We start from the raw sequence: 18,688 nt of genomic DNA on the forward strand, positions 1-18,688 counted from the left end.
GTGTCCCGGGCGCGGTGCAGCGCGCAGCGCTGCTCCGCAGACCCGGGACCCCGGTTCGGATCCTCAGCAGAAACCGGGCCCCCGGATCTGCAGCGCACCACGCCGCAACCGGCGCGCTGCGCAGCGTCCGGGGCACGCAGACTGAAACTGATAACAACCGATAACAGGAGGATAGCATGAATATCCGCTCCAATCCCGAGACCACCCGCGCCGCCGTCACCACCGGCGCCCTGCCCTCGTCGCGGAAGATTCACGCGATCCCGACCGCGGCGCCGGATCTGCGCGTGCCGCTGCGCGAGATCATCCTCAGCGAAGCCGCCACCGAGCCGAACCTGCCGGTGTACGACACCTCCGGCCCCTACACGGATCCGAACGTCATCATCGACGTCAACAAGGGCCTGCCGCGCATCCGCACCGAATGGGTGAAAGAGCGTGGCGGCGTCGAGCAGTATCAGGGCCGCGACATCAAGCCGGAAGACAACGGCAATGTCGGCGCCTCGCACGCCGCGAAAGCGTTCACCGCCTATCACCAGCCGCTACGCGGCGTCGGTGATGCGCCGATCACCCAGCTCGAATTCGCCCGCGCCGGCATCATCACCAAGGAGATGATCTACGTCGCCGAGCGCGAGAACCTCGGCCGGAAACAGCAACTGGAGCGGGCCGAGGCCGCGCTCGCCGACGGCGAAAGCTTCGGCGCCGCGGTGCCGGCGTTCATCACGCCGGAATTCGTCCGCGACGAGATCGCGCGCGGCCGCGCCATCATCCCGTCGAACATCAACCACGGCGAACTCGAGCCGATGATCATCGGCCGCAACTTCCTCACCAAGATCAACGCCAATATCGGCAACAGCGCCGTGACGTCGTCGGTCGAGGAGGAAGTCGACAAGATGGTGTGGGCGATCCGCTGGGGCGCCGACACCGTGATGGACCTCTCGACCGGCCGCAACATCCACACCACGCGTGAGTGGATCCTACGCAACTCGCCGGTGCCGATCGGCACCGTGCCGATCTATCAGGCGCTGGAGAAGTGCGAAGGCGATCCCACCAAGCTGACCTGGGAGCTGTACAAGGACACGCTGATCGAGCAGTGCGAACAGGGCGTCGATTACTTCACCATCCACGCCGGCGTGCGGCTGCAATACATCCACCTCACCGCCAGCCGCGTCACCGGCATCGTGTCGCGCGGCGGCTCGATCATGGCGAAGTGGTGCCTGGCGCATCACCAGGAGAGCTTCCTCTACACGCATTTCGACGAGATCTGCGACCTGATGCGCAAATACGACGTGTCGTTCTCGCTCGGCGACGGCCTGCGGCCGGGCTCGATCGCCGACGCCAACGACCGCGCCCAGTTCGCCGAACTGGAGACGCTCGGCGAACTCACCAAGATCGCCTGGGCCAAGGGCTGCCAGGTGATGATCGAAGGCCCCGGCCACGTGCCGATGCACAAGATCAAGATCAACATGGACAAGCAGCTGAAAGAGTGCGGCGAGGCGCCGTTCTACACCCTCGGCCCGCTGACCACCGACATCGCGCCGGGCTATGATCACATCACCAGCGGCATCGGCGCCGCAATGATCGGCTGGTTCGGCTGCGCGATGCTGTGCTACGTCACGCCGAAGGAGCATCTCGGCCTGCCCGACCGCAATGACGTCAAGACCGGCGTGATCACCTACAAGATCGCCGCCCACGCCGCCGACCTCGCCAAGGGCCACCCCGCCGCGCAACTCCGCGACGACGCGCTCAGCCGCGCCCGCTTCGAATTCCGCTGGCAGGACCAGTTCAACCTCGGCCTCGACCCCGACACGGCCCAGGCCTTCCACGACGAAACCCTACCCAAGGAAGCCCACAAGGTCGCGCATTTCTGCTCGATGTGCGGCCCGAAATTCTGCTCGATGAAGATCACCCAGGACGTGCGCGACTACGCGGCGGGGCTCGGCGACAACGAGAAGGCCGCGCTGTATCCGGCCGGCTCAGCCGGCATGACCATCAGCGGCGTGATCGAAGACGGCATGGCGCAGATGAGCGAGAAGTTCAAACAGATGGGCAGCGCGGTGTATCTGGACGCGGAGAAGGTGAAGGAGAGTAACAAGGCGCTGTCGTAAGGGGGGCGCGACTCACCACATCACGAACGTCATGCCCGGGCTTGACCCGGGCATGCAAAAGACTAATTTTCTGTATTCAAATACTACACAAAGCCGCTAAGTGCCTGAGCCGGCCTTTCTGCGAAACTGCTCCGCGACTTGTCGCACCATTTCTTCGATCATTGGCGCATTGCGTTCCAGCTCGGCCGCGATTTCGCGCGCCCGTGCAGGCAACACGAGCTTTCCTTCGGCGCAAATGAAAATCTGACCGCGTGTCGCCTCAGCATAAGCCGCAGCCGCGAGATTTGCCGAGATTGCCGATGCGATATTGCCTCCCCAACGAAAAGCGAGAGCATACGCCCAACGATGACCAAAACTAACCTTAGGAAAATCCGCCATCAGCGACCTGGCACTCCAATGCTGACATTCAAAACATGTCTGTCGCCCATTCAACATCACTGGCAACATGCCGTTAACTTTTAAAAAAGGAGTTTCTGTACCGACCCTGAGCGAATCCCTCTTCACGTCAATGGCGCGCTGCCACGCGTCAATTGATTGGAGGCGTTGATCCGATAGCACGTAGACTTCCATAGACATGCAATTCTCCTCGATCAAGCGGGTCTGCACTGCTCAGATCAAGCGGCAAAGTAAGCACTTTCTCGATATGCCGCGAACGATATTCAACTCGAATACAGGCGTACCGGGCGCCGCGCGCGTCATGAGCCGCAGTTCCTCTGCTCGGGCTGGCGATACAGGGTCGTCGCCAGTCTTAACGTCGTAGATTGCAATGATATCGCCTTGAATATTGCGCAATGTCACGTCAGTTCTGATCGTATCACGAAGCCCATACCGGGGATTGAAATTATCCAGACTGAAGCTTCGCTCGATATCTCCAACACCTGGTAGATTTAGAGCACGTACTGCAGCCCCAAACGCCATATGTACTGCGACGCCATAGTTAGACGGAGACATCGTCGGAAGATACTCGACGGCGTTCATCACTCCAGCCAGGCAATCACTAAGAGCCTCAGACGTTTCATCGATCTCCTGGATGCCCGTGAGAAAACCATCGGACGTCGTCTGTTGAACGCTGCCTTCAAGCGCCCATCTGCCCAGCAGATCGCGCAGCTGATTTATCCTAAATCCCGCCTTGATCTCTGAGCGCAGTCGGCACCACTGTCCGATCAACGCTCTGAATTCAAGAAACTCTCGCCTCAACTCAAAGATCTCACTTTCATCACCGACGATCGCTTTCATCTCCGTGCCTCCGCTAATGTGCCAAGGCAATATAGGATTCCTATCCTAGTGTCAATAGCGGGCGTAGCCCGCATGAGCGAAGCGATATGCGGGGCACGAGAGGCAAATCGCTACGCTCATGCGGGCTACGGCGCTGATCGATAGCTGGAGAGTTCAATCAGCCTCTCTCACTGCGACGTATGGCGCGAGGTTCATTCCCTTTCTGATTTCCGTTGCATAGGAGTGGGGAATGCCGGCTAGGACAGCAACTTCGTTGCAGGAATGCCCCTCCAATTCGTTCGCTCTCCGAATTCCAAATAGGTGAATGGAGATGACTTTCTTGCCATCCTCCGACAACTCATAAGCCTTCCTAAGTTCATCGGCCAACTCTGAAACCTTCACGCTGACCTCCAACTGTACCCGTAGTGCGGATGTACGAAGCGTAATCCGTCCTTCCGGCGAGGCAAGCGGTGTGTGAGGCACGGCGGGTTACGCCTCGGCTAACCCGCCCTAAGATCGGCTTTGCGGCTGCGTCGGCTCGCCCTAATCTTTTGTGCATGCGCCGCCGCTACCACCACGGTCCCCGACCCTCCGTCCCCGACCCACGCCCAGTGCTGCTGGCGGCGGTGCAGGATTTCGTGAAGGCGGCTTCGGCGATTGACGGCGTGCGGCGGATCGCGTTGATCGGATCGCTGGTCACCGATAAGCCGGTGCCGAAGGATGCGGACGTTCTGGTGACGATCGACGCCAACATGGACCTCGGCACGCTCGCCCGCGCCACCCGCCAGATGCAAGGCAAGGCGCAGAAGATCAATCTCGGCGCCGAGGCGTTCCTGGCCGACCATAACGGCCGCTATCTCGGCCGGATCTGCCATTGGCGGGAATGCCGTGCGCGCGTGCTGTGCCGCGCCCAGCGCTGCGGCGCGCGCGAGCACCTCAATGACGATCTGCACGACGTGACCCTGCCCGCGAAACTGATCGCCGAGCCACCGCTCGAGTTGTGGCCGACCGTCGTCCGCCGCGTTCAGCCAGCGGCGGATGTCGAGGCGATCCTGCTGGCGTGAGATTGCGATCTGCTGGGGTTGAAGGACCCGCATATCGCTGCGCTCATGCCGGCTACGTGGTTGCTACGTGGTAACGCCGCCGACCACCCGCAGCTCCGGCCTCACCCACCCTCGCCGCATCTTCACAGCCAACGCTTCTGCATCAGCAAAGTCGTTTGCGGTAATGTTGAACGTCGGGTGCTGGCCGAGCGGTTCGCGAATTCGGGGGCGGGAGACCACCTCGTTGCAAACGAGAATCTTCATGACCTCGCCCACGTGGGCGGTGGTCAGTCGTTGGATCTGCAACTGGCCGCGCGGGGCCAATGTCACTGCGACGCGGGGCGCCCGAAAGCTCTTGAGCTCACCGTCGGGCAGGACGAAGGTGATGTCCTCATGGGCCTCGATCGCGACGACATCGGGCAGCTCGACGTCGACCCGCCGGCGCCGATAAACAAGCGAGAACGCGATCGGCCGTTCGGTGATGCGGCCGCCGGTGACGACAGAGAAACTGTTGATCATGGTGTTTCTCCACGCCTGCAGCCGTAGGATGGGTTGAGCGCAGCGAAACCCATCACCACAGCCACGGGCGCTCGATGGGTTTCGCGCCGCTCAACCCATCCTACGATTATGGCGTCTTGCATCTCACTACTCGCGAGCAAACTTCTCCATCGAACGCCGCACCATCTCCATGATCCGGGGGCCGTCGCGCTCCATCTCGTTTGCCACCTCCCGCGCCCGCGTCGGGGATATCAGCCGGCCTTCCTGGCAATCGAGGATGGCGCCGCCGGTGGCTTCGGCGTAGGCCGCGGCGGCCAGGTAGGCGCTGGCGCCGGCGTCGAAATCGGCACCCCAGCGGAACGCCAGCACGAAGCGCCACGGATGATCCAACGAGACGCTGGTGATCTCCGCCATCAGCTCCGCCGCATCCCAATGATTGCATTCGAACGCCGTCGGGCGATCGCGTAGCGTCACCGGCAGACCGCCGTTCAGTTCGGCGAAGGGCCGGCCGGTCGACAGTTGCAGCGGGTCGCCGGTCGCGTCGATCGCCTGTTGCCACGCCGCGATGCTGTCGAGGCGCCGGTCGGAGAACAGATACATTTCCATCGACATGACAAACTCCTTCATCAAATACGAACGGCGATCCACAATTAACCCGGGGTGTCGTTCTCGAAAAAAGCAGCGCGCATGAGCAAGGCGATATGTGGCGCTGAGACCCGCATGTCGCTGCGCTCATGCGGGCTACGGATCGACGCGCCGTCGTGCCTCTGGACTCTCGGCTCACAGCGTCTCCGCATCATCGCCCTCCAGCCGATCGCGAATGAGGCGCGACACCGGGACGCCATAGCCTCGGCGTCCGTTGGTCCAGCTCAACTCTCCCGCCGCGTGCGCATCGCTGGCGTAGAGCTGCGCGCCGATCGCCTGCAAGGCGAGTACCAGCGCCTGCAGGGCGTCATGGCCGAGCGCCGTGCCGCTGCGGATCGAGCCCGGCCAATGAATCTCCCAACCGCAGCTCCATGCCGCCTGCCCCGCGACCGGCAGGAACACGCGAACGGGAACGCCGTGATGCGTATCGCCACGCTGCAGCCGCAGGATCCGTTCCGCGATCAGCATGGCTCATACCGCGCGCAGCGCCGGCCGGGCCCAGCCGCGGCGCAGCTTCTCGGCCAACTGTTCGGCATCGGCCACGTCGTAGACGCCGATGGAAATACCCTGTTCGGCGCCGATCGGCTCCAGCACGCGCGGGCTGGCGATGACCTCGCCGGCGACGACGATGTCCATCTTCTCCTGCAGGATGGCCTGCGTCAGCCGATGCAGGCGCGCGCAGATGGAAGGCGCGAGCCCGACGTGCACCGATGGCATCGCATAGCTCCGCAGCGTCCCGTCCGGCGCTGCGAACGTCAAATCGGGCACGACAGTGATCGCGAGCAGTTGCGCGATCGTCACGTCGATGCGCTCGCGCGGGTGCACCAGCGACAGCGCGATCCGCTCCTGCCCGTCACGGCCGCCGGCAATCACCAACAGATTGCTGCTCATGACTTCACCCCGCAGGAATCGCGCGTACCGAGCGAAGCGGCCGCCGGCCGCCATCAGAACAAAACTACCTCAAGCGGTAGGTATTCTCACTACTCTCGCTTTTGGCGCATTGAACATATCATGAACAAAACGACTAGCAAGTTCCTTCGTATGATTTGTTCGAAGACTGATCGTGCGCCCGACAAATGAGGTCGGGCGCAGTTCTGGGTCTCTGCCACACGGTAGACCGGCCTGTCGCAACGTAGCCGCTGTCTTATGAAGGCACGGGCCGGCGGCGACTTGCGCGCCATCCGACGATGGTCGACGATATCTACCGCGACAACGTGGAGGTCATCTCACTGGACGCGCGGCTAGGACTGCCGCAACCAGGACGGTGCCGAGCGGCCGCCGGGCGCGTCGCGGAGCAAAGGTCAAACCGATGATCGTGTGGCTGCAGAGTACCGGTGGCAGAAGAGACGCGCCGCTGCGGGCTAATCGCGTGGCGCGCCCGTTCAGCGCTGGCCGACAATGGTGCAGAATTCCACCGACTGGCCATCACGGAAAGTCTGATGGTGCAGGTTGGTGGTGATGGTCTCGAAACCCAGGATCTTGAGGATCTCGATGATCGTCGCGGTCGGCAGGAACCACCAGGATTCGATCGGCTCGAGCCGGTCGGCGCGCGGCAGGAACTGCAGATAGAGCTGACCGGAGGGCGGCTCGATCGGCTCCTGATTCCAGAAGAAGAACGGTTTGGTCAGTTCGGTGACCACGATGCGGTCGCGGCAGCGGGAGGCGGCGCGGTGCAGTGCCAGAAACGGATCGCGCACGTGCAGCAGCATGTTCTTGACAGTGACGATGTCGAAATCGCCGAGGCTGTCGCCGATATCATACACTGAGCCATAGGCCATCTTGGCGCGCGACTCATACTTCTGGTGCGACAGCCACCAGGAATTGTTGATCCGCCGCAGATGCTGCTTGCGCTGTTCGATCACCGCGGAGACTTCGGCCTTCTTGTAGGGCACGATATCCCATTCGTGCTGGTCGTCGAGATCGTAGGCCACCACTTCGGCACCCTGCTTCTCCATCCAGAAGCACAGATGCCCGCTCGCCGAGCCGACCTCCAGCACGCGCTTGCCACGCAGATCGATGCCGCCGACATAGTCCGCTTCGCGGCCGCGGATGTCCCATTCGCCGGGAATCAGCCCGATCTCTGGCAGCTCGACGGTGTGGTAGAAGTAACAGTCGTTCAACGTCACGTCGCGCGGCGGTGCATAGGTCATCGAGTTGGTCCCGGGGGTCGGAGCAGAGACGCGAGATCTCCGCACATTGAGGCGGGCGGACTATAGTGGACCGCCGGGCGCGGTCAAATCGCCGGCGGGCGGTGCCGTCGGATCCGCGCGGCCCGCCGGACCGACCTTCGCATGCCGGTAGGACGTCGCGCCGACCCGCAGACCGGCCGCAACCGTCCGGGCGACCTTCGGTCGGGCGCCCCGTCTTGCGCCATGGCAAATCCTGCTGACATCGACCCATCCGGGAGTCGCCGCGTACCCGCCAATGCCTCGGCAGATTCCGCCATCGGGAGTTTCGCTCTGCCGGCAGCCCGCGTGCTCGCAGCGCTGGCGCTGCTGGTCGGTTCGTTGCTCGCCGTTCGCTGCCCACGGGCTACGACTCGAATTTTTCTACGTCTGTTCGCAGGCGCAGGACCTGATCGCCTTCGGTTCGCTGCGCGGCTGGACGTTCTCGGCGATCCCGTTCACCGTGCCAAACCTGCTGGCGGGCTGCCGATCGTCGCGATCGCTCCCGGGCCGCCCTTATTACTTCGCCAGCGCGCCGGTGCAGATCATCGCGTTAGGCATCGCGCTGCCGGTGTGACTGGCGCGAACACGGCAGCGGCGGTTCGACCGCGCGATGCTGGAATTCGCGATTGGCGCCGCCTTCATCCTGCTGCTGTACGGCGCGGCGTTTTATCCGTTCGGATATTTCGCGGTGCAGCCGCTGTTCATCCTGAACTATCACGGCTTCTCGGCGGTCTGCGCGACGCTGCTGGCGTTCGTCGCCTGCAACGATGATTGCAGGCTGCTCAGACGACACCTTTCACCCCGCAAACGTCGCGCGCATCGAGCCCGGCAGCCGGTTGCATCCGCTCAGCGGCGATACACGCCCAACGGTATTTTCTTTAACTACTCGCCATTCTTGACATACCGAACATATCATGAACAAATTGGCTGGCAAGGTCCTTTCGATGATTTCAGGGGGCGGCGATGTTGCTGCGGGTGATGATTTCATTAGTTGCTTTGCTGGCCGGGCCGAGCGGGGCGGAGACGCTGATCGACAAGGCGGTGCGTGACGACACGGCACGCGTCGAAAGCGGCGATCCGGAGATGACTGCGGCGATCGCCAAGGCGCGCGCCGGCCTCGATGTGTTTCTCGCGCGCGCCGACGATCCGGACGACAATCAGCGCGACTTCTCGGTCAAAGTGAAAGTGCCGCTGCGCGATCATTCCGAATTTCTGTGGCTGCGCCCGTTCGTGCGCGACGGCGATCACTTCGTCGGCCGCGTCGTCAACACGCCGCGCGACATCGCCAATCTGAAATATGGCGACCGCCTCGCCTTCGAGCGCAAGGACATCGCCGACTGGTCGTACAAGCAGAACGGCCGCGTCATCGGCAACTTTACCGCCTGTGTGCTGATCGCGCGCGAGCCGCCGGAGCAGCGCGCCGCCTTCCGCGACACGTATGGGATTGACTGCGGACAATGAGCCGCGTTTCCCCTTGCACAGGAGCGCGCCGATGCCTGCTTCGCTCGCCGCCTACCGCATCCGCGGCGAAGACGCGCCGCTCGATCTGATCTTGGAGTGTGCCGACTGGCAGCCGGTGATCGGCCTGATCAACGGATGGAGCAGGCAGCCGCTGAGGCCGGGCTGTGGCTACGCTCCGGACGAACTCGACGCCATCGGCCGCCGCTCCGGCCTGCGCTTTCCACCGCTGCTGCGCGAGTGGTGGCGGCTGGCGGGGCGGCATCCGCTAGTGAGCGCCGACATGCATGCCGTCAACTCCTGCCTGCTCGGGCCTGAGGACTGCGTGCGGTTCTCGCGTGGTGATTTCCTGATGATCGCGCTCGACGATTTTCAGACCGAGAGCGGCAATGGCATCCTGACGAATTGTCTGTCGCATCCCGATCCCGAGATCTTCGGCGTCAACACCATCACCACGCCGGGCGAGTCGCCAGGCCTCGACTGGTACAAGGGCAAGTTCATCGTCACCGGACTGCGGGTGCCGACGCTGGTCTTCGCCACCCTGCTGTCCCAGCTATTCGACTGCGGCGAGGCGTTGCGCGACGACGCCGTCCACCTCGTGCTCGAAGACGACAGCCTCGGTCCCACCCTGCCGGACGATCGGATGAAGGCCGAGCTCGGGCTGACGCGGTTCGCCAACCCGACGATGATCGGCGACATCTACAGCGACGGCGTCGACGTGATCTACTATTGGATGCGCGGCTTCGCCTGCCGCACCGAACTGGCCGCCCGGCGCGTCAGCCGCGTCGTGCCGGTGCGGCGGGAGTGGGATCCATCGTAGTCGAGGCCTGAGAGCCCGCGCGGAAATTCGATCCGTGAAATGCGGCCCCGACCTATCGTCATTGCGAGGAGCACCCGGATCGGCGCTTCGCGCCGTCCGAGCACAGGCTCCGCGACGAAGCAATCCAGCTTCGTGGACAGCGGCTGGATTGCTTCGCTGCGCTCGCAATGACGAAAGAAGTTGATGTCGCTGCATTCAATTCGGCCAGGCTCTGAGGAGACGCCTGTCGACTTGATGCAGCGAAGCCAACTCGAGGACACACGAGCGGCAGCGCTTGGCATCGGCAACCGCGGCCCTCCCCGGAAGACGCTGCGCGTCATCCCCGCCATGTCTACTTGACATTATTCCTACAAGGATTATAGTCCACCTCGTCCTGTCCGTGAGGGGCGCTTCTCGAGGGCGCTTGTGAAGCGGGACAGTTCACGAGGCTGGGCAATCAGCCCCGTCAAGGCCCGGGGGAACTGGCACTGGCCAGCGAAGCCGGGTGGATGCGGCGCCCGCGCGGTGTGTCTCGCAAACACATCTCCCGGGCGGCGTCGGGTCCCCGTCCGAGCCCACTACGAGGCTCTGCGACTTGTTCGTTCGCTGGACGCGGGACAGGCGAAGGCGGCGAAATCCGCCGGATGAAGCGGTGCGGAGTGCATCGCGCCTGCCCCCGGAAGCACGGGCCCGAAGCCGAACAGACGCCGCGGTGGGCGCGCCGACGAGGCGAGCGCGATGGTCCGCGCGATCATCGCGACAACCACCAACCTTCGCGCCTCCCGGCGCGCCCCCGCCCCTCGCTGCGACAGCGACGGGCGCAAAGCTCGGACGCCCCAGGCGCCGCGAGATCGCGGCGGCGTGCACAAAAAGCCTCCGCGCAGCGTTAACCGACGGTTAACCATAATGATCAGCTGACTCGAACCGAACAATTGACATCGCGATTATCACCGCATCAGCAGATCACGGAGACGAGCCATGAGCGAAGCGACCTTGATACTTCCCAACATGCGCGGCGGCTGCGCCACCGCGAACGGCAAGGTCCACACCCTGTTTCAACTCAGCAGCCGCAGCCACCGCAAGATGGCACGGCCGGATGCGGAGAGCAGCGTGTCGACGCGTGACGACAGCGGCGCGGAGAATGCGGCACAGGGACGCGACGATTAGTCCAGCGATCAATCCGCGTGCGGATCACCGCGCGGCAAAGACTCCGGGTTCGCCGCTACGCGGCGCCCGGAATGACGAAGGAACGGGCCGCCCCGCAGCGCCTGTCGCCTCGATGCAGCGGAGCGATATCGAGAGCGCCGATGGGCACGCTCCCCCGTGTCCCGCACGCGGTGCAGCGCGCAGCGATGCGCCGCAGATGCGGGACCCCGGTTTTCGATCGAGCAACGATCAGAGCGTCAAGTCTACGAACCGTGCTCCCCGGATCAGCGCCGCGACATTCGGGAAGCAGCCTCAGCCCCGCATATCGCTTCGCTCATGCGGGCTACATCCTCGCGTCAATCATCGTCGTCATCGCCCGACTTGATCGGGCGACCCAGTATCCCAGACCGACCGTTGCAACGTCTTACGCTCGCCACGCAGGCTCTGGGATACTGATCCCCGCATGCGCGGGGATGACGTTGGGACCGATGTCTGCCTCGCCGGTTACTCGCCCGGCTTCTTGACGTCGACGTTGAGCCGGATCAGCTTCCATTCGCCCTCGGAACGGATGAAAGCCAGGTCGTAGGATACCCGGTTCGGCTTGGTGTCAAAGTAACCGCGCAGCGTCAGCTTGCCCTCGTCGTCGACCTTCGCGGGCTCGGTTAAAATCGGTGGCTTGGCGGCGATGATATCGAAATCGACATGGGCGTCGGCAAACGGCTTGAACGAGTCCTTGAGCTTGTCCGGCGTAAACTGATCGCGGAACGGCTGAGACAGCTTGGCGTGCAGCACAGTGTAGTTTTTCGTCACATTGGCGTCGTTGAAGGTGATCAGCGAGGTCTTGATCAGCACCTCCTGCAGCTCCTTGTCGGGCACCTTCTGGGCTGCCGCGGCGCCGGCGAACGCCAGCGAAGCGGCCGTCACCAGCGCCGACAAGGTCAGCGCACGGAGCAGGGTCGAACGGAGTGTCCCGTGGTTCACGCGTGTCCTCCTTGGCGGGTCACGCTGCGGCCGCAGCCGTGACCTTGGCGCCCGGCGCGATCGTCGGCGGGGCGGCGTTGAGTTTTTCGATGGCGAAGCCGGCGGCCTGTTTGTAGCCGGCCATGAAGGCGGCGCGCTCGGCGGCCGGGATGACGTCGTCGATATTGTCGAAGGTGCCGCCGCAGCGCTCGTCGACGAGGTTGAGCAGGCCGAACGGGCCGGCGCCGCGATTGCGCAGGATCAGCTGCGAGATCGGGCCGCACAGCTTGGCGTCGAACGCCGCCAGCGCATCCTGATTAGCACCGTGCGCCACCATCGCGGCGCCGAGTTCGCGCGCATCCACGATCGCCTGGGTGCCGCCGTTCGAGCCGGTCGGATACATCGCGTGGGCGGCATCGCCGATCAGCAGCACCGGACCATCGCGCCAGGTCTCGACCGGATCGCGGTCGATCATCGGGTTCTCATAGGCCGAATCCGCCGAGCGGATCAGCGCCGGCATGTCGAGCCAGTCGTACACCCAGCCGTCGAAATGATGCGCGAATTCGCTGGTCGGCACCTGCCTGAACCAGCCCTGCTGCTTCCAGCCTTCGGAATTGTCGAGCGTCACTTCGGCGATCCAGTTGAGCATCGACAATCCGGTTTTCGGATCGGGATGCGAGATCGGATAGATCACTACGCGATGCTTGTGGGTGCCGAGCCCTATGAACGACGCACCGGTGCGGGTCGGCTTGGCCCAGGTGGTGCCGCGCCACATCACTGCGCCGCCCCAATGGATCGGCGGCTGGTTCGGGTGCATCTGCGCACGCACCGCGGAGTGGATGCCGTCGGCGCCGATCAGCAGCGCGCCCGCAACCTCCAACTTGCCGCCTTCGGCGTGCTCGAGCGTGGCGACGACGCCGTCCGCGGTCTTGCGATAGCCGGTGACGCGGCGGCCGAGTTGCACGGCAGCGGCGCCGAGGCGCTCCACCACCTTGTCGTGCAGCAGCATGTGAAACTGGCCGCGATGCACCGCGTATTGCGGCCAGGCGTAGCCGGCCAGCTTGCCGCGCGGCTCGGCATAGATGTCGTTGCCGTTGAGGCCGACCAGCGCCCATTCCTTGGCCGGCAGGCCGACGCGGTCGAGATCGGCCTCGGTGATGCCGAGGTCGTAGAGCTCGCGCACCGCGTTGGGCTGCAGGTTGATGCCGACGCCGAGCGGCCGCATCTCGCGCGCCGCCTCATAGACGACGCAGGGCACGCCGATCTGGTGCAGCGTCAGCGCCGTCGCCAATCCGCCGATGCCGCCGCCGGCAATGATCACTGTGTCGCTCATGAACGTCCCGCCCGCTTGGTGATTGCGACTTGCTGTAGCCAGCCCAGGCCGGCGAGGCAACCACACGCTGTCCGGCGGGACACCGACTTGACGAACGGAACATATCAAGAACATCATCGGGCCGATTGTTGATGGATTACGGGCTCGCGGTTTTCAGGAGGGCGCCAGGATGCGCCGCATATTGGCTCTGGGTTTGCTCGCATTGCTGCTCGGCGCAGCGGGTCCGGCGGCGGCCGCCTCCTTCCTCGAGCGGTTGGAGCGGGACGAACTTCAGTTCTTCCCGAACGACGACCCGGCAATGAAGGCGGCCATCGCCAAGGCCCGCGCCACCCTCCCCGACTTTCTCGCCAAGGCGGCCCACCCGCGCATCAATCAGCGCAGCTTCGCCCTGAAGGTCGAAGTGCTGCTGCTCGACGGCCGCAGCGAATTCATCTGGGTCACGAATTTCGCCAACGTCGGTGACGATTTCATCGGCCTTGTCGACAACGAGCCGCGTCTGGTCCCGGGACTGAAGCGTGGCGCTTTCCTGCCGTTCAGGCGCGACGACATCGCCGACTGGCTCTATCTCGAAGGCGATCGCATGGTCGGCAATGTGACTCTCTGCGTATTGCTCGCCGCGGCGCCGGACGACCTCCGCAGCGCGCGAGACCACTTTGGTCTCGATTGCAGTCAGCTCGCCGGAGCACCGCAATGAGCGACGTCGGCATGCAGCTCTATGTCCTGCCGGGCAACGAGCAGACCACCGGCCGCTGCGCGTGCTGCGGCCATGTCAGCCGCGTGGTAACGGGCATGATATGCACCGTCGATACCGGCCTAGCGCACTACTTGGTGCACTGGACCGTCGGTCACATCGATACGCTCGGCGCCGAGATCGACCTGATCATCGGCCGTTGGGATGATGGCGCCAGCGCAGCCGATCGCGTCGCCGTCCGGTTGCACCACTTCATCGGACCGACCGGCGGCGCGGTGATGGTGCAGGATCCGCCGCCCAACAGGGCCACGACCCAGCTGGCGGCGCGGGCCCTACTCCGCGACGAGGTGATCGGCACGCCGCGCGCAGACGAAGTCTTCGCGCTGTACGATGCGCTGACGTTGCAGGACCCACGCCTCGCGGAGCTGTTTCCGCCTGCGCAAAGCTGTCCGCCGCCCTGCGTCCACACCTCGGCCGATCGCGCGCGCCGCCCGCTGCGGCCGCGCCAGACCGTGTTCGGCCGACCGGGAATTACTTCAGGCCGATCGCGAGGCCGCTGAGATCGAGATCGGCGATCAGGCCGACCTGGCGGCCGGACAGTTCGAGCACCGCGCCCTTCTCGTTGCGCAGCACGATCGCGCGTGCGCCGACGCCGATCGCGGCGCCCGCGCCCGCGGCGCCGTAGATGCCGGCGACGTCGCGCGGCGAGCGGATGTTACTGACGCGGCCGACCAGATCGGCCTTCGAGCCGCCGAACACCAGGCCGTAAGACAGCCCGCCGATCGTCAGGGGGTAGCGCCGCCCCTTGAACACCAGCGTGCCCGATCCACCGGAACCGCCGATCACCCAGCCGCCCTTGAAGATGCTGAGCGCGATCCGCCCCTCGTCGGCATGGGCCGGCACGCCCAGTCCAACGACACCGATCAGCACGGCAATCGTCATCCCCAGCAATCCACGCATCCTGATCTCCTTTGTCGATCGCCCTTACGGGCATCATTTTTCCGGTCTAGCACTGCAACCGCGATTCGGGCGCGACGACGGTGGAGCCAAGCAGGAGGTGCGACTGTTCTGCTGAACCCGAGCACCGCCCGCGCCGACAACGAAGCGTTCCAGTCTTGCGATCCACTACCAGGAGAAGAATCACATGCTTGCCACACGCCGATCCGCCGTCAGTCTGCTCGTCAGCAGCCTCCTGAGCCTCGTCGTCGTGGCGCCGGCTCTCGCGGCCGGACCAGCAGCAGCGCCGGACGCCCTGACCGACAAGCTCAACGCCTATATCGGCTGCCTCAACCGGCTGTCCGGTCGCGCGTTCGACTCGCGGGAACGCTACTTCTCCTGGGCCGCCAAAACCGGCCCGACCGGCAAGGAACGGATCATCTACGGCACCTATACGATCTACGACACCAAGGACTGCCGCGCCGCCGTCGAGAAGGCCAACGCACTCGAGCCGCACGAAGCCGAACTCGAAGCCGCGGCGTCAGCCTATGCGGACGCCGTCGGCAAGCTCGAGCCGCTGCTGAAAGAGACCGACGACTACTACACGCAGGAGAACTACAAGGACGACAAGATGGCGAAGGGCAAGGCGCTGCACCCGCGCCTGGTCGCCGCCTGGGACGCCTTCGCGAACGCCGACCGCAAACTGCGCAGCGGCGTCGAAACCATCAAGGACCGGCAATCCACCGAGAAACTCGCCGAAATCGAGCGCAGCGAAGGCCGCAAGGCGCGCTATCAGGTCGAGGCGACGATGATCGACGCCAAGCGCGTAGTGCGCGCCGTCAACGCCGACAAGCCCGATCTCGCGGCATTGACGACAGCCGTCGCCGATTACGAGAAGACCGTCGCGGCCAACGAGCCGTTCACCGAAGGCGAACGCAACATGAAGATCGGCTCGATGTTTCAGTCCAACGCCAAAACCCTGCTTGTCACCGCCAAGCAATTAATGCGCCGTCTGCGCGACAACACGCCGTATTCGAGCGGCGAGAAGATGATGCTGAGCAATGCCGGCTCGGGATGGATGGTCAATGGCTCGCCGCCCCGCTTGCTGCGCGATTACAATCAGCTGGTCGACGCTTATAATCGCGGGCCTGCGATGTGAACGCAGGACCCGAAGCCTCGGCCGACGACAATGGCGGACAGGCGCGATGCTGATCGAGTCGGCCCCCGCGCGATACCTCGCGGGGGCCGCCTCCGTCTACGTCCTTGATACAGGTCAAAGCCGCCGTCCCGCTCGCGATCATTTGCTTGCGGATAAAGCCTTATCAACCATGGGTAAAACCAGCGCCCCGACGCAGGTCCAGCTTTCGGCGGCCTGCAATTGGCGGTAGGTTCGGCGGATCATTAGCTCGGGGATCCGCGGTGCTGCGCAAAGCTTTCATGAAAGTGTTTTCGGCCCATCCGGTCGAGACCATCGCCGCCTGCACCGGGCTGTTCATGATGCTGCTCGGCGTCGCGCTCGGTACACAGTCGGGGTGGATCTGGTTCTGGGGCCAGGTCTCGGCGATCTGCGGCGCCAGCCTCGCAACCCTCGCGGTCGTTTGGACCGTCCGTCAGCGCGCCGCCGAGGCGCGCACCGCCGCCCATCTCAACGTGCTGGCGCGCCAGCTCGAAACCTCGATCAGCCAGATCCACAAATCGGTCAAAGGCGGCCGCGACGAGTCGCTGCCGTCGGCCGTGTATCTCGCACAGATCGAGCAGTGCATCGACAACCTGATCGGCGTCACCCACGAGATCGGGGAGATCACCGGCCGGCAGCTGCCGTTCGACGTAATCGAGATGCTGACGGCGCGCGACACCTTGCAGATCGAGGCGCGGATCACCGACAGCGCCGCGCCGGAACGCAAGCTGGCGACCGAGACCGAGAATTGCCCGGCCTGCAAGAAAGCGGTCGAATTCCAGATCGGCAGCCTGCCGGGAGACAGCGCCAAGCCGACCTGCCCGCATTGCGGCCAGCGCTTCCATGCGCACCGCTCGACCAGCGGCAACATCTTCCTGCGGATGCCGGGCGCCTCGCAATTCACCCGCGCGGTGTCGGTAAATTGCCCGGTCTGTGCCAGCAAGATTCCGGCGAATATCGACCAGGGCAAGCAGCATTCGGAGACGCGGTTCTGCTTCTCCTGCGGCGCCAAGGTCAGCATCGATCCGCTGGCGCAGCAGTGCACGCTGGTCAGCAAGCAGGACCGCCTGCCCGGCGCCTTCAACGCGGCGGGCACGCTGGTCTGCGAAAAATGCGGCGATCCCGCCCAGGTGCTGACGTCGAACAGCGCCGGCACCTACGGCATCTGCCGCAAGGACGACGGGCTGGTGTTTCTCTCCGCCAACGCCGCCGCGCCGCCACGCAGCGACGCCGCGGAGTAATAGCTCGCGGTCGTGCCAATCATCGGGCACGCCCCGCCCCCTCCTTCCCCCTCCCGGAATACGCCCCACCTTTGGATTTGACAGCGCCGCTGCGCTTGATCACGCTTGCAACTACTTCGCAATTTCTCTTGCACTGCAGCAGATGATCAGATGAGCAACGCTCCGCACTTCGATATCGACGTCGCCGCGTTCTGGGCCGATCCTTATCCCGCACTTGCGAAGATGCGCGCCGAAGCGCCGATCGCTTTCGTGCCGCAACTCGGCTCGACGGTGCTGACGCGGCGCGACGACATCTTCGTCACAGAGAAGCGCATCGACGTGTTCTCGTCGCATCAGCCGGCCGGGCTGATGAACAAGCTGATGGGCCACAACATGATGCGCAAGGACGGCGACGCGCATCTGGCCGAACGCACCGCGATGTTTCCCGCAGTGTCGCCGCGCACCGTCAAGGACGTCTGGCTCAGGCAGTTTCAGGCGCATGCCGATCGCATCCTCGAGGAGCTCGCGCCGCAAGGCGGTGCCGATCTGGTCAAGGCGTTCGCGCTGCCGCTGTCCGGCGAGTGCCTCAAGAATATCACCGGCCTCACCAATATCAGTTACCAGGAGATGGACGCCTGGTCGCAGGCGATGATCGACGGCATCGCCAACTACACCGGCGACGCCGCGGTCGAAGCGCGCTGCCACGCGGCGACGGCGGGCATCGACGCCGCCATCGACGACATGATCCCGGTGCTGCAGACGCACCCCGACACATCGATACTGAGCGTGCTGCTCGCCGCCGGCATGGCGATGGACTCGATCCGCGCCAACATCAAGCTGGCGATCTCCGGTGGCCAGAACGAGCCGCGCGACGCGATCTCCGGCTGCATCTGGGCGCTGCTGACGCATCCGGCCGAATACGCCAAGGTGGTCGCCGGCGAGGCGACGTGGCTCGACGTGTTCGAGGAGTATGCGCGCTGGATCGCGCCGATCGGCATGTCGCCGCGCCGCGTCGCGCAGCCGTTCCATTATCGCGGCGTCGACTTCGAGCCGGAGGACCGCGTGTTCTTCATGTTCGGCTCGGCCAATCGCGACGAGGCGTGCTTCAGCGATCCCGACATGTTCGACGTCAGCCGCGATCACGCCAAGAGCATCGCGTTCGGCGCCGGGCCGCATTATTGCGCCGGCGCCTTCGCATCGCGCGCGATGGTTGCGGACGTCGCGCTGCCGAGCGTGTTCGCGCGGCTGAACAAGCTGCGGCTCGATGCGCGCGAGCCGGTGCGGATCGGCGGCTGGG

General features: G+C 64.4%; 23 protein-coding genes. 12 read left to right on the forward strand and 11 right to left on the reverse strand.

Going from position 1 to position 18,688, the window contains the following annotated elements; all coding sequences use genetic code 11:
* Positions 1-176: 176 nt before the first annotated feature.
* Positions 177-2,102, forward strand: a complete 1,926-nt coding sequence (gene thiC / locus IP86_RS19150; RefSeq protein ID WP_054164021.1) for a phosphomethylpyrimidine synthase ThiC — start codon at positions 177-179, stop codon at positions 2,100-2,102.
* A 96-nt stretch (positions 2,103-2,198) separates the two neighbouring features.
* Here the strand turns inward: thiC and IP86_RS28245 are convergent, their stop codons facing one another.
* The 3 genes from IP86_RS28245 to IP86_RS29725 form a co-directional block, all read right to left on the reverse strand.
* Positions 2,199-2,678 carry a hypothetical protein gene (locus IP86_RS28245; RefSeq protein WP_082364116.1) on the reverse strand — a complete coding sequence of 160 codons (480 nt, stop codon included), beginning with the start codon at positions 2,676-2,678 and terminating at the stop codon, positions 2,199-2,201.
* Positions 2,679-2,711: 33 nt separating this feature from the next.
* Complete coding sequence (locus IP86_RS19155) at positions 2,712-3,338, reverse strand: hypothetical protein (RefSeq protein ID WP_054164022.1); 627 nt, start codon at positions 3,336-3,338, stop codon at positions 2,712-2,714.
* A gap of 153 nt (positions 3,339-3,491) precedes the next feature.
* Positions 3,492-3,800 (reverse strand): HTH-like domain-containing protein, encoded by a 309-nt coding sequence (locus IP86_RS29725; protein ID WP_502694006.1) that lies wholly within the window; start codon positions 3,798-3,800, stop codon positions 3,492-3,494.
* Positions 3,801-3,928: 128 nt separating this feature from the next.
* Here IP86_RS29725 and IP86_RS19165 point away from each other — a divergent pair, with 128 nt between their 5' ends.
* Positions 3,929-4,381 carry a DUF6932 family protein gene (locus IP86_RS19165; protein ID WP_245290674.1) on the forward strand — a complete coding sequence of 151 codons (453 nt, stop codon included), beginning with the start codon at positions 3,929-3,931 and terminating at the stop codon, positions 4,379-4,381.
* Between the two features lie 63 nt (positions 4,382-4,444).
* Here the strand turns inward: IP86_RS19165 and IP86_RS19170 are convergent, their stop codons facing one another.
* The 5 genes from IP86_RS19170 to IP86_RS19190 form a co-directional block, all read right to left on the reverse strand.
* The gene (locus IP86_RS19170; protein ID WP_054164025.1) at positions 4,445-4,879 is read right to left on the reverse strand and encodes a SecDF P1 head subdomain-containing protein; all 435 of its coding nucleotides are present in this window, start codon (positions 4,877-4,879) and stop codon (positions 4,445-4,447) included.
* Positions 4,880-5,005: 126 nt separating this feature from the next.
* Complete coding sequence (locus IP86_RS19175; protein WP_054164040.1) at positions 5,006-5,470, reverse strand: hypothetical protein; 465 nt, start codon at positions 5,468-5,470, stop codon at positions 5,006-5,008.
* Between the two features lie 168 nt (positions 5,471-5,638).
* Positions 5,639-5,971 (reverse strand): DUF6968 family protein, encoded by a 333-nt coding sequence (locus IP86_RS19180; RefSeq protein ID WP_054164026.1) that lies wholly within the window; start codon positions 5,969-5,971, stop codon positions 5,639-5,641.
* A gap of 3 nt (positions 5,972-5,974) precedes the next feature.
* Positions 5,975-6,394, reverse strand: a complete 420-nt coding sequence (locus IP86_RS19185; protein WP_156332561.1) for a SecDF P1 head subdomain-containing protein — start codon at positions 6,392-6,394, stop codon at positions 5,975-5,977.
* Between the two features lie 491 nt (positions 6,395-6,885).
* Positions 6,886-7,653 (reverse strand): class I SAM-dependent methyltransferase, encoded by a 768-nt coding sequence (locus tag IP86_RS19190; protein WP_054164028.1) that lies wholly within the window; start codon positions 7,651-7,653, stop codon positions 6,886-6,888.
* Between the two features lie 274 nt (positions 7,654-7,927).
* Here IP86_RS19190 and IP86_RS19195 point away from each other — a divergent pair, with 274 nt between their 5' ends.
* From IP86_RS19195 to IP86_RS19215, 5 genes are all read left to right on the forward strand, one after another.
* The gene (locus tag IP86_RS19195; RefSeq protein WP_054164029.1) at positions 7,928-8,245 is read left to right on the forward strand and encodes a hypothetical protein; all 318 of its coding nucleotides are present in this window, start codon (positions 7,928-7,930) and stop codon (positions 8,243-8,245) included.
* 36 nt (positions 8,246-8,281) lie between these two features.
* Complete coding sequence (locus IP86_RS19200; RefSeq protein ID WP_054164030.1) at positions 8,282-8,650, forward strand: hypothetical protein; 369 nt, start codon at positions 8,282-8,284, stop codon at positions 8,648-8,650.
* Positions 8,635-9,132, forward strand: coding sequence for a YegJ family protein (locus IP86_RS19205; RefSeq protein WP_082364113.1), 498 nt, complete (start codon positions 8,635-8,637; stop codon positions 9,130-9,132). The genes IP86_RS19200 and IP86_RS19205 overlap by 16 nt, the downstream gene beginning before the upstream one ends.
* 31 nt (positions 9,133-9,163) lie before the next feature.
* Positions 9,164-9,949, forward strand: coding sequence for a hypothetical protein (locus tag IP86_RS19210; protein WP_054164032.1), 786 nt, complete (start codon positions 9,164-9,166; stop codon positions 9,947-9,949).
* Between the two features lie 957 nt (positions 9,950-10,906).
* A complete protein-coding gene (locus IP86_RS19215) occupies positions 10,907-11,095 on the forward strand; it encodes a hypothetical protein (RefSeq protein ID WP_054164033.1) in 189 nt (62 codons plus the stop codon).
* 483 nt (positions 11,096-11,578) lie between these two features.
* Here the strand turns inward: IP86_RS19215 and IP86_RS19220 are convergent, their stop codons facing one another.
* Positions 11,579-12,055 carry a hypothetical protein gene (locus IP86_RS19220; protein ID WP_245290675.1) on the reverse strand — a complete coding sequence of 159 codons (477 nt, stop codon included), beginning with the start codon at positions 12,053-12,055 and terminating at the stop codon, positions 11,579-11,581.
* Positions 12,056-12,074: 19 nt separating this feature from the next.
* A complete protein-coding gene (locus IP86_RS19225) occupies positions 12,075-13,367 on the reverse strand; it encodes a flavin-dependent oxidoreductase (protein WP_054164034.1) in 1,293 nt (430 codons plus the stop codon).
* A 202-nt stretch (positions 13,368-13,569) separates the two neighbouring features.
* On the opposite strand from IP86_RS19225, the gene IP86_RS19230 reads away from it, so the two are divergent.
* Both IP86_RS19230 and IP86_RS19235 read left to right on the forward strand, forming a co-directional pair.
* On the forward strand, positions 13,570-14,061 hold the full coding sequence (locus IP86_RS19230; protein ID WP_054164035.1) for a YegJ family protein: 492 nt from the start codon (positions 13,570-13,572) through the stop codon (positions 14,059-14,061).
* The gene (locus IP86_RS19235; protein ID WP_054164036.1) at positions 14,058-14,618 is read left to right on the forward strand and encodes a hypothetical protein; all 561 of its coding nucleotides are present in this window, start codon (positions 14,058-14,060) and stop codon (positions 14,616-14,618) included. The genes IP86_RS19230 and IP86_RS19235 overlap by 4 nt, the downstream gene beginning before the upstream one ends.
* On the opposite strand, the gene IP86_RS19240 is transcribed toward IP86_RS19235, so the two are convergent.
* Complete coding sequence (locus IP86_RS19240; RefSeq protein ID WP_054164037.1) at positions 14,590-15,018, reverse strand: hypothetical protein; 429 nt, start codon at positions 15,016-15,018, stop codon at positions 14,590-14,592. The genes IP86_RS19235 and IP86_RS19240 overlap by 29 nt on opposite strands.
* 184 nt (positions 15,019-15,202) lie before the next feature.
* On the opposite strand from IP86_RS19240, the gene IP86_RS19245 reads away from it, so the two are divergent.
* The 3 genes from IP86_RS19245 to IP86_RS19255 form a co-directional block, all read left to right on the forward strand.
* Complete coding sequence (locus IP86_RS19245) at positions 15,203-16,153, forward strand: YiiG family protein (RefSeq protein WP_054164038.1); 951 nt, start codon at positions 15,203-15,205, stop codon at positions 16,151-16,153.
* A gap of 260 nt (positions 16,154-16,413) precedes the next feature.
* Positions 16,414-17,412 (forward strand): hypothetical protein, encoded by a 999-nt coding sequence (locus tag IP86_RS19250; protein ID WP_245290676.1) that lies wholly within the window; start codon positions 16,414-16,416, stop codon positions 17,410-17,412.
* A gap of 150 nt (positions 17,413-17,562) precedes the next feature.
* The coding region (locus IP86_RS19255; RefSeq protein WP_054164039.1) for a cytochrome P450 at positions 17,563-18,688 on the forward strand (1,126 nt) is incomplete at its 3' end.

It is taken from the genome of Rhodopseudomonas sp. AAP120, assembly GCF_001295845.1.
In the GTDB taxonomy this organism is placed as follows: Bacteria; Pseudomonadota; Alphaproteobacteria; order Rhizobiales; family Xanthobacteraceae; genus Rhodopseudomonas.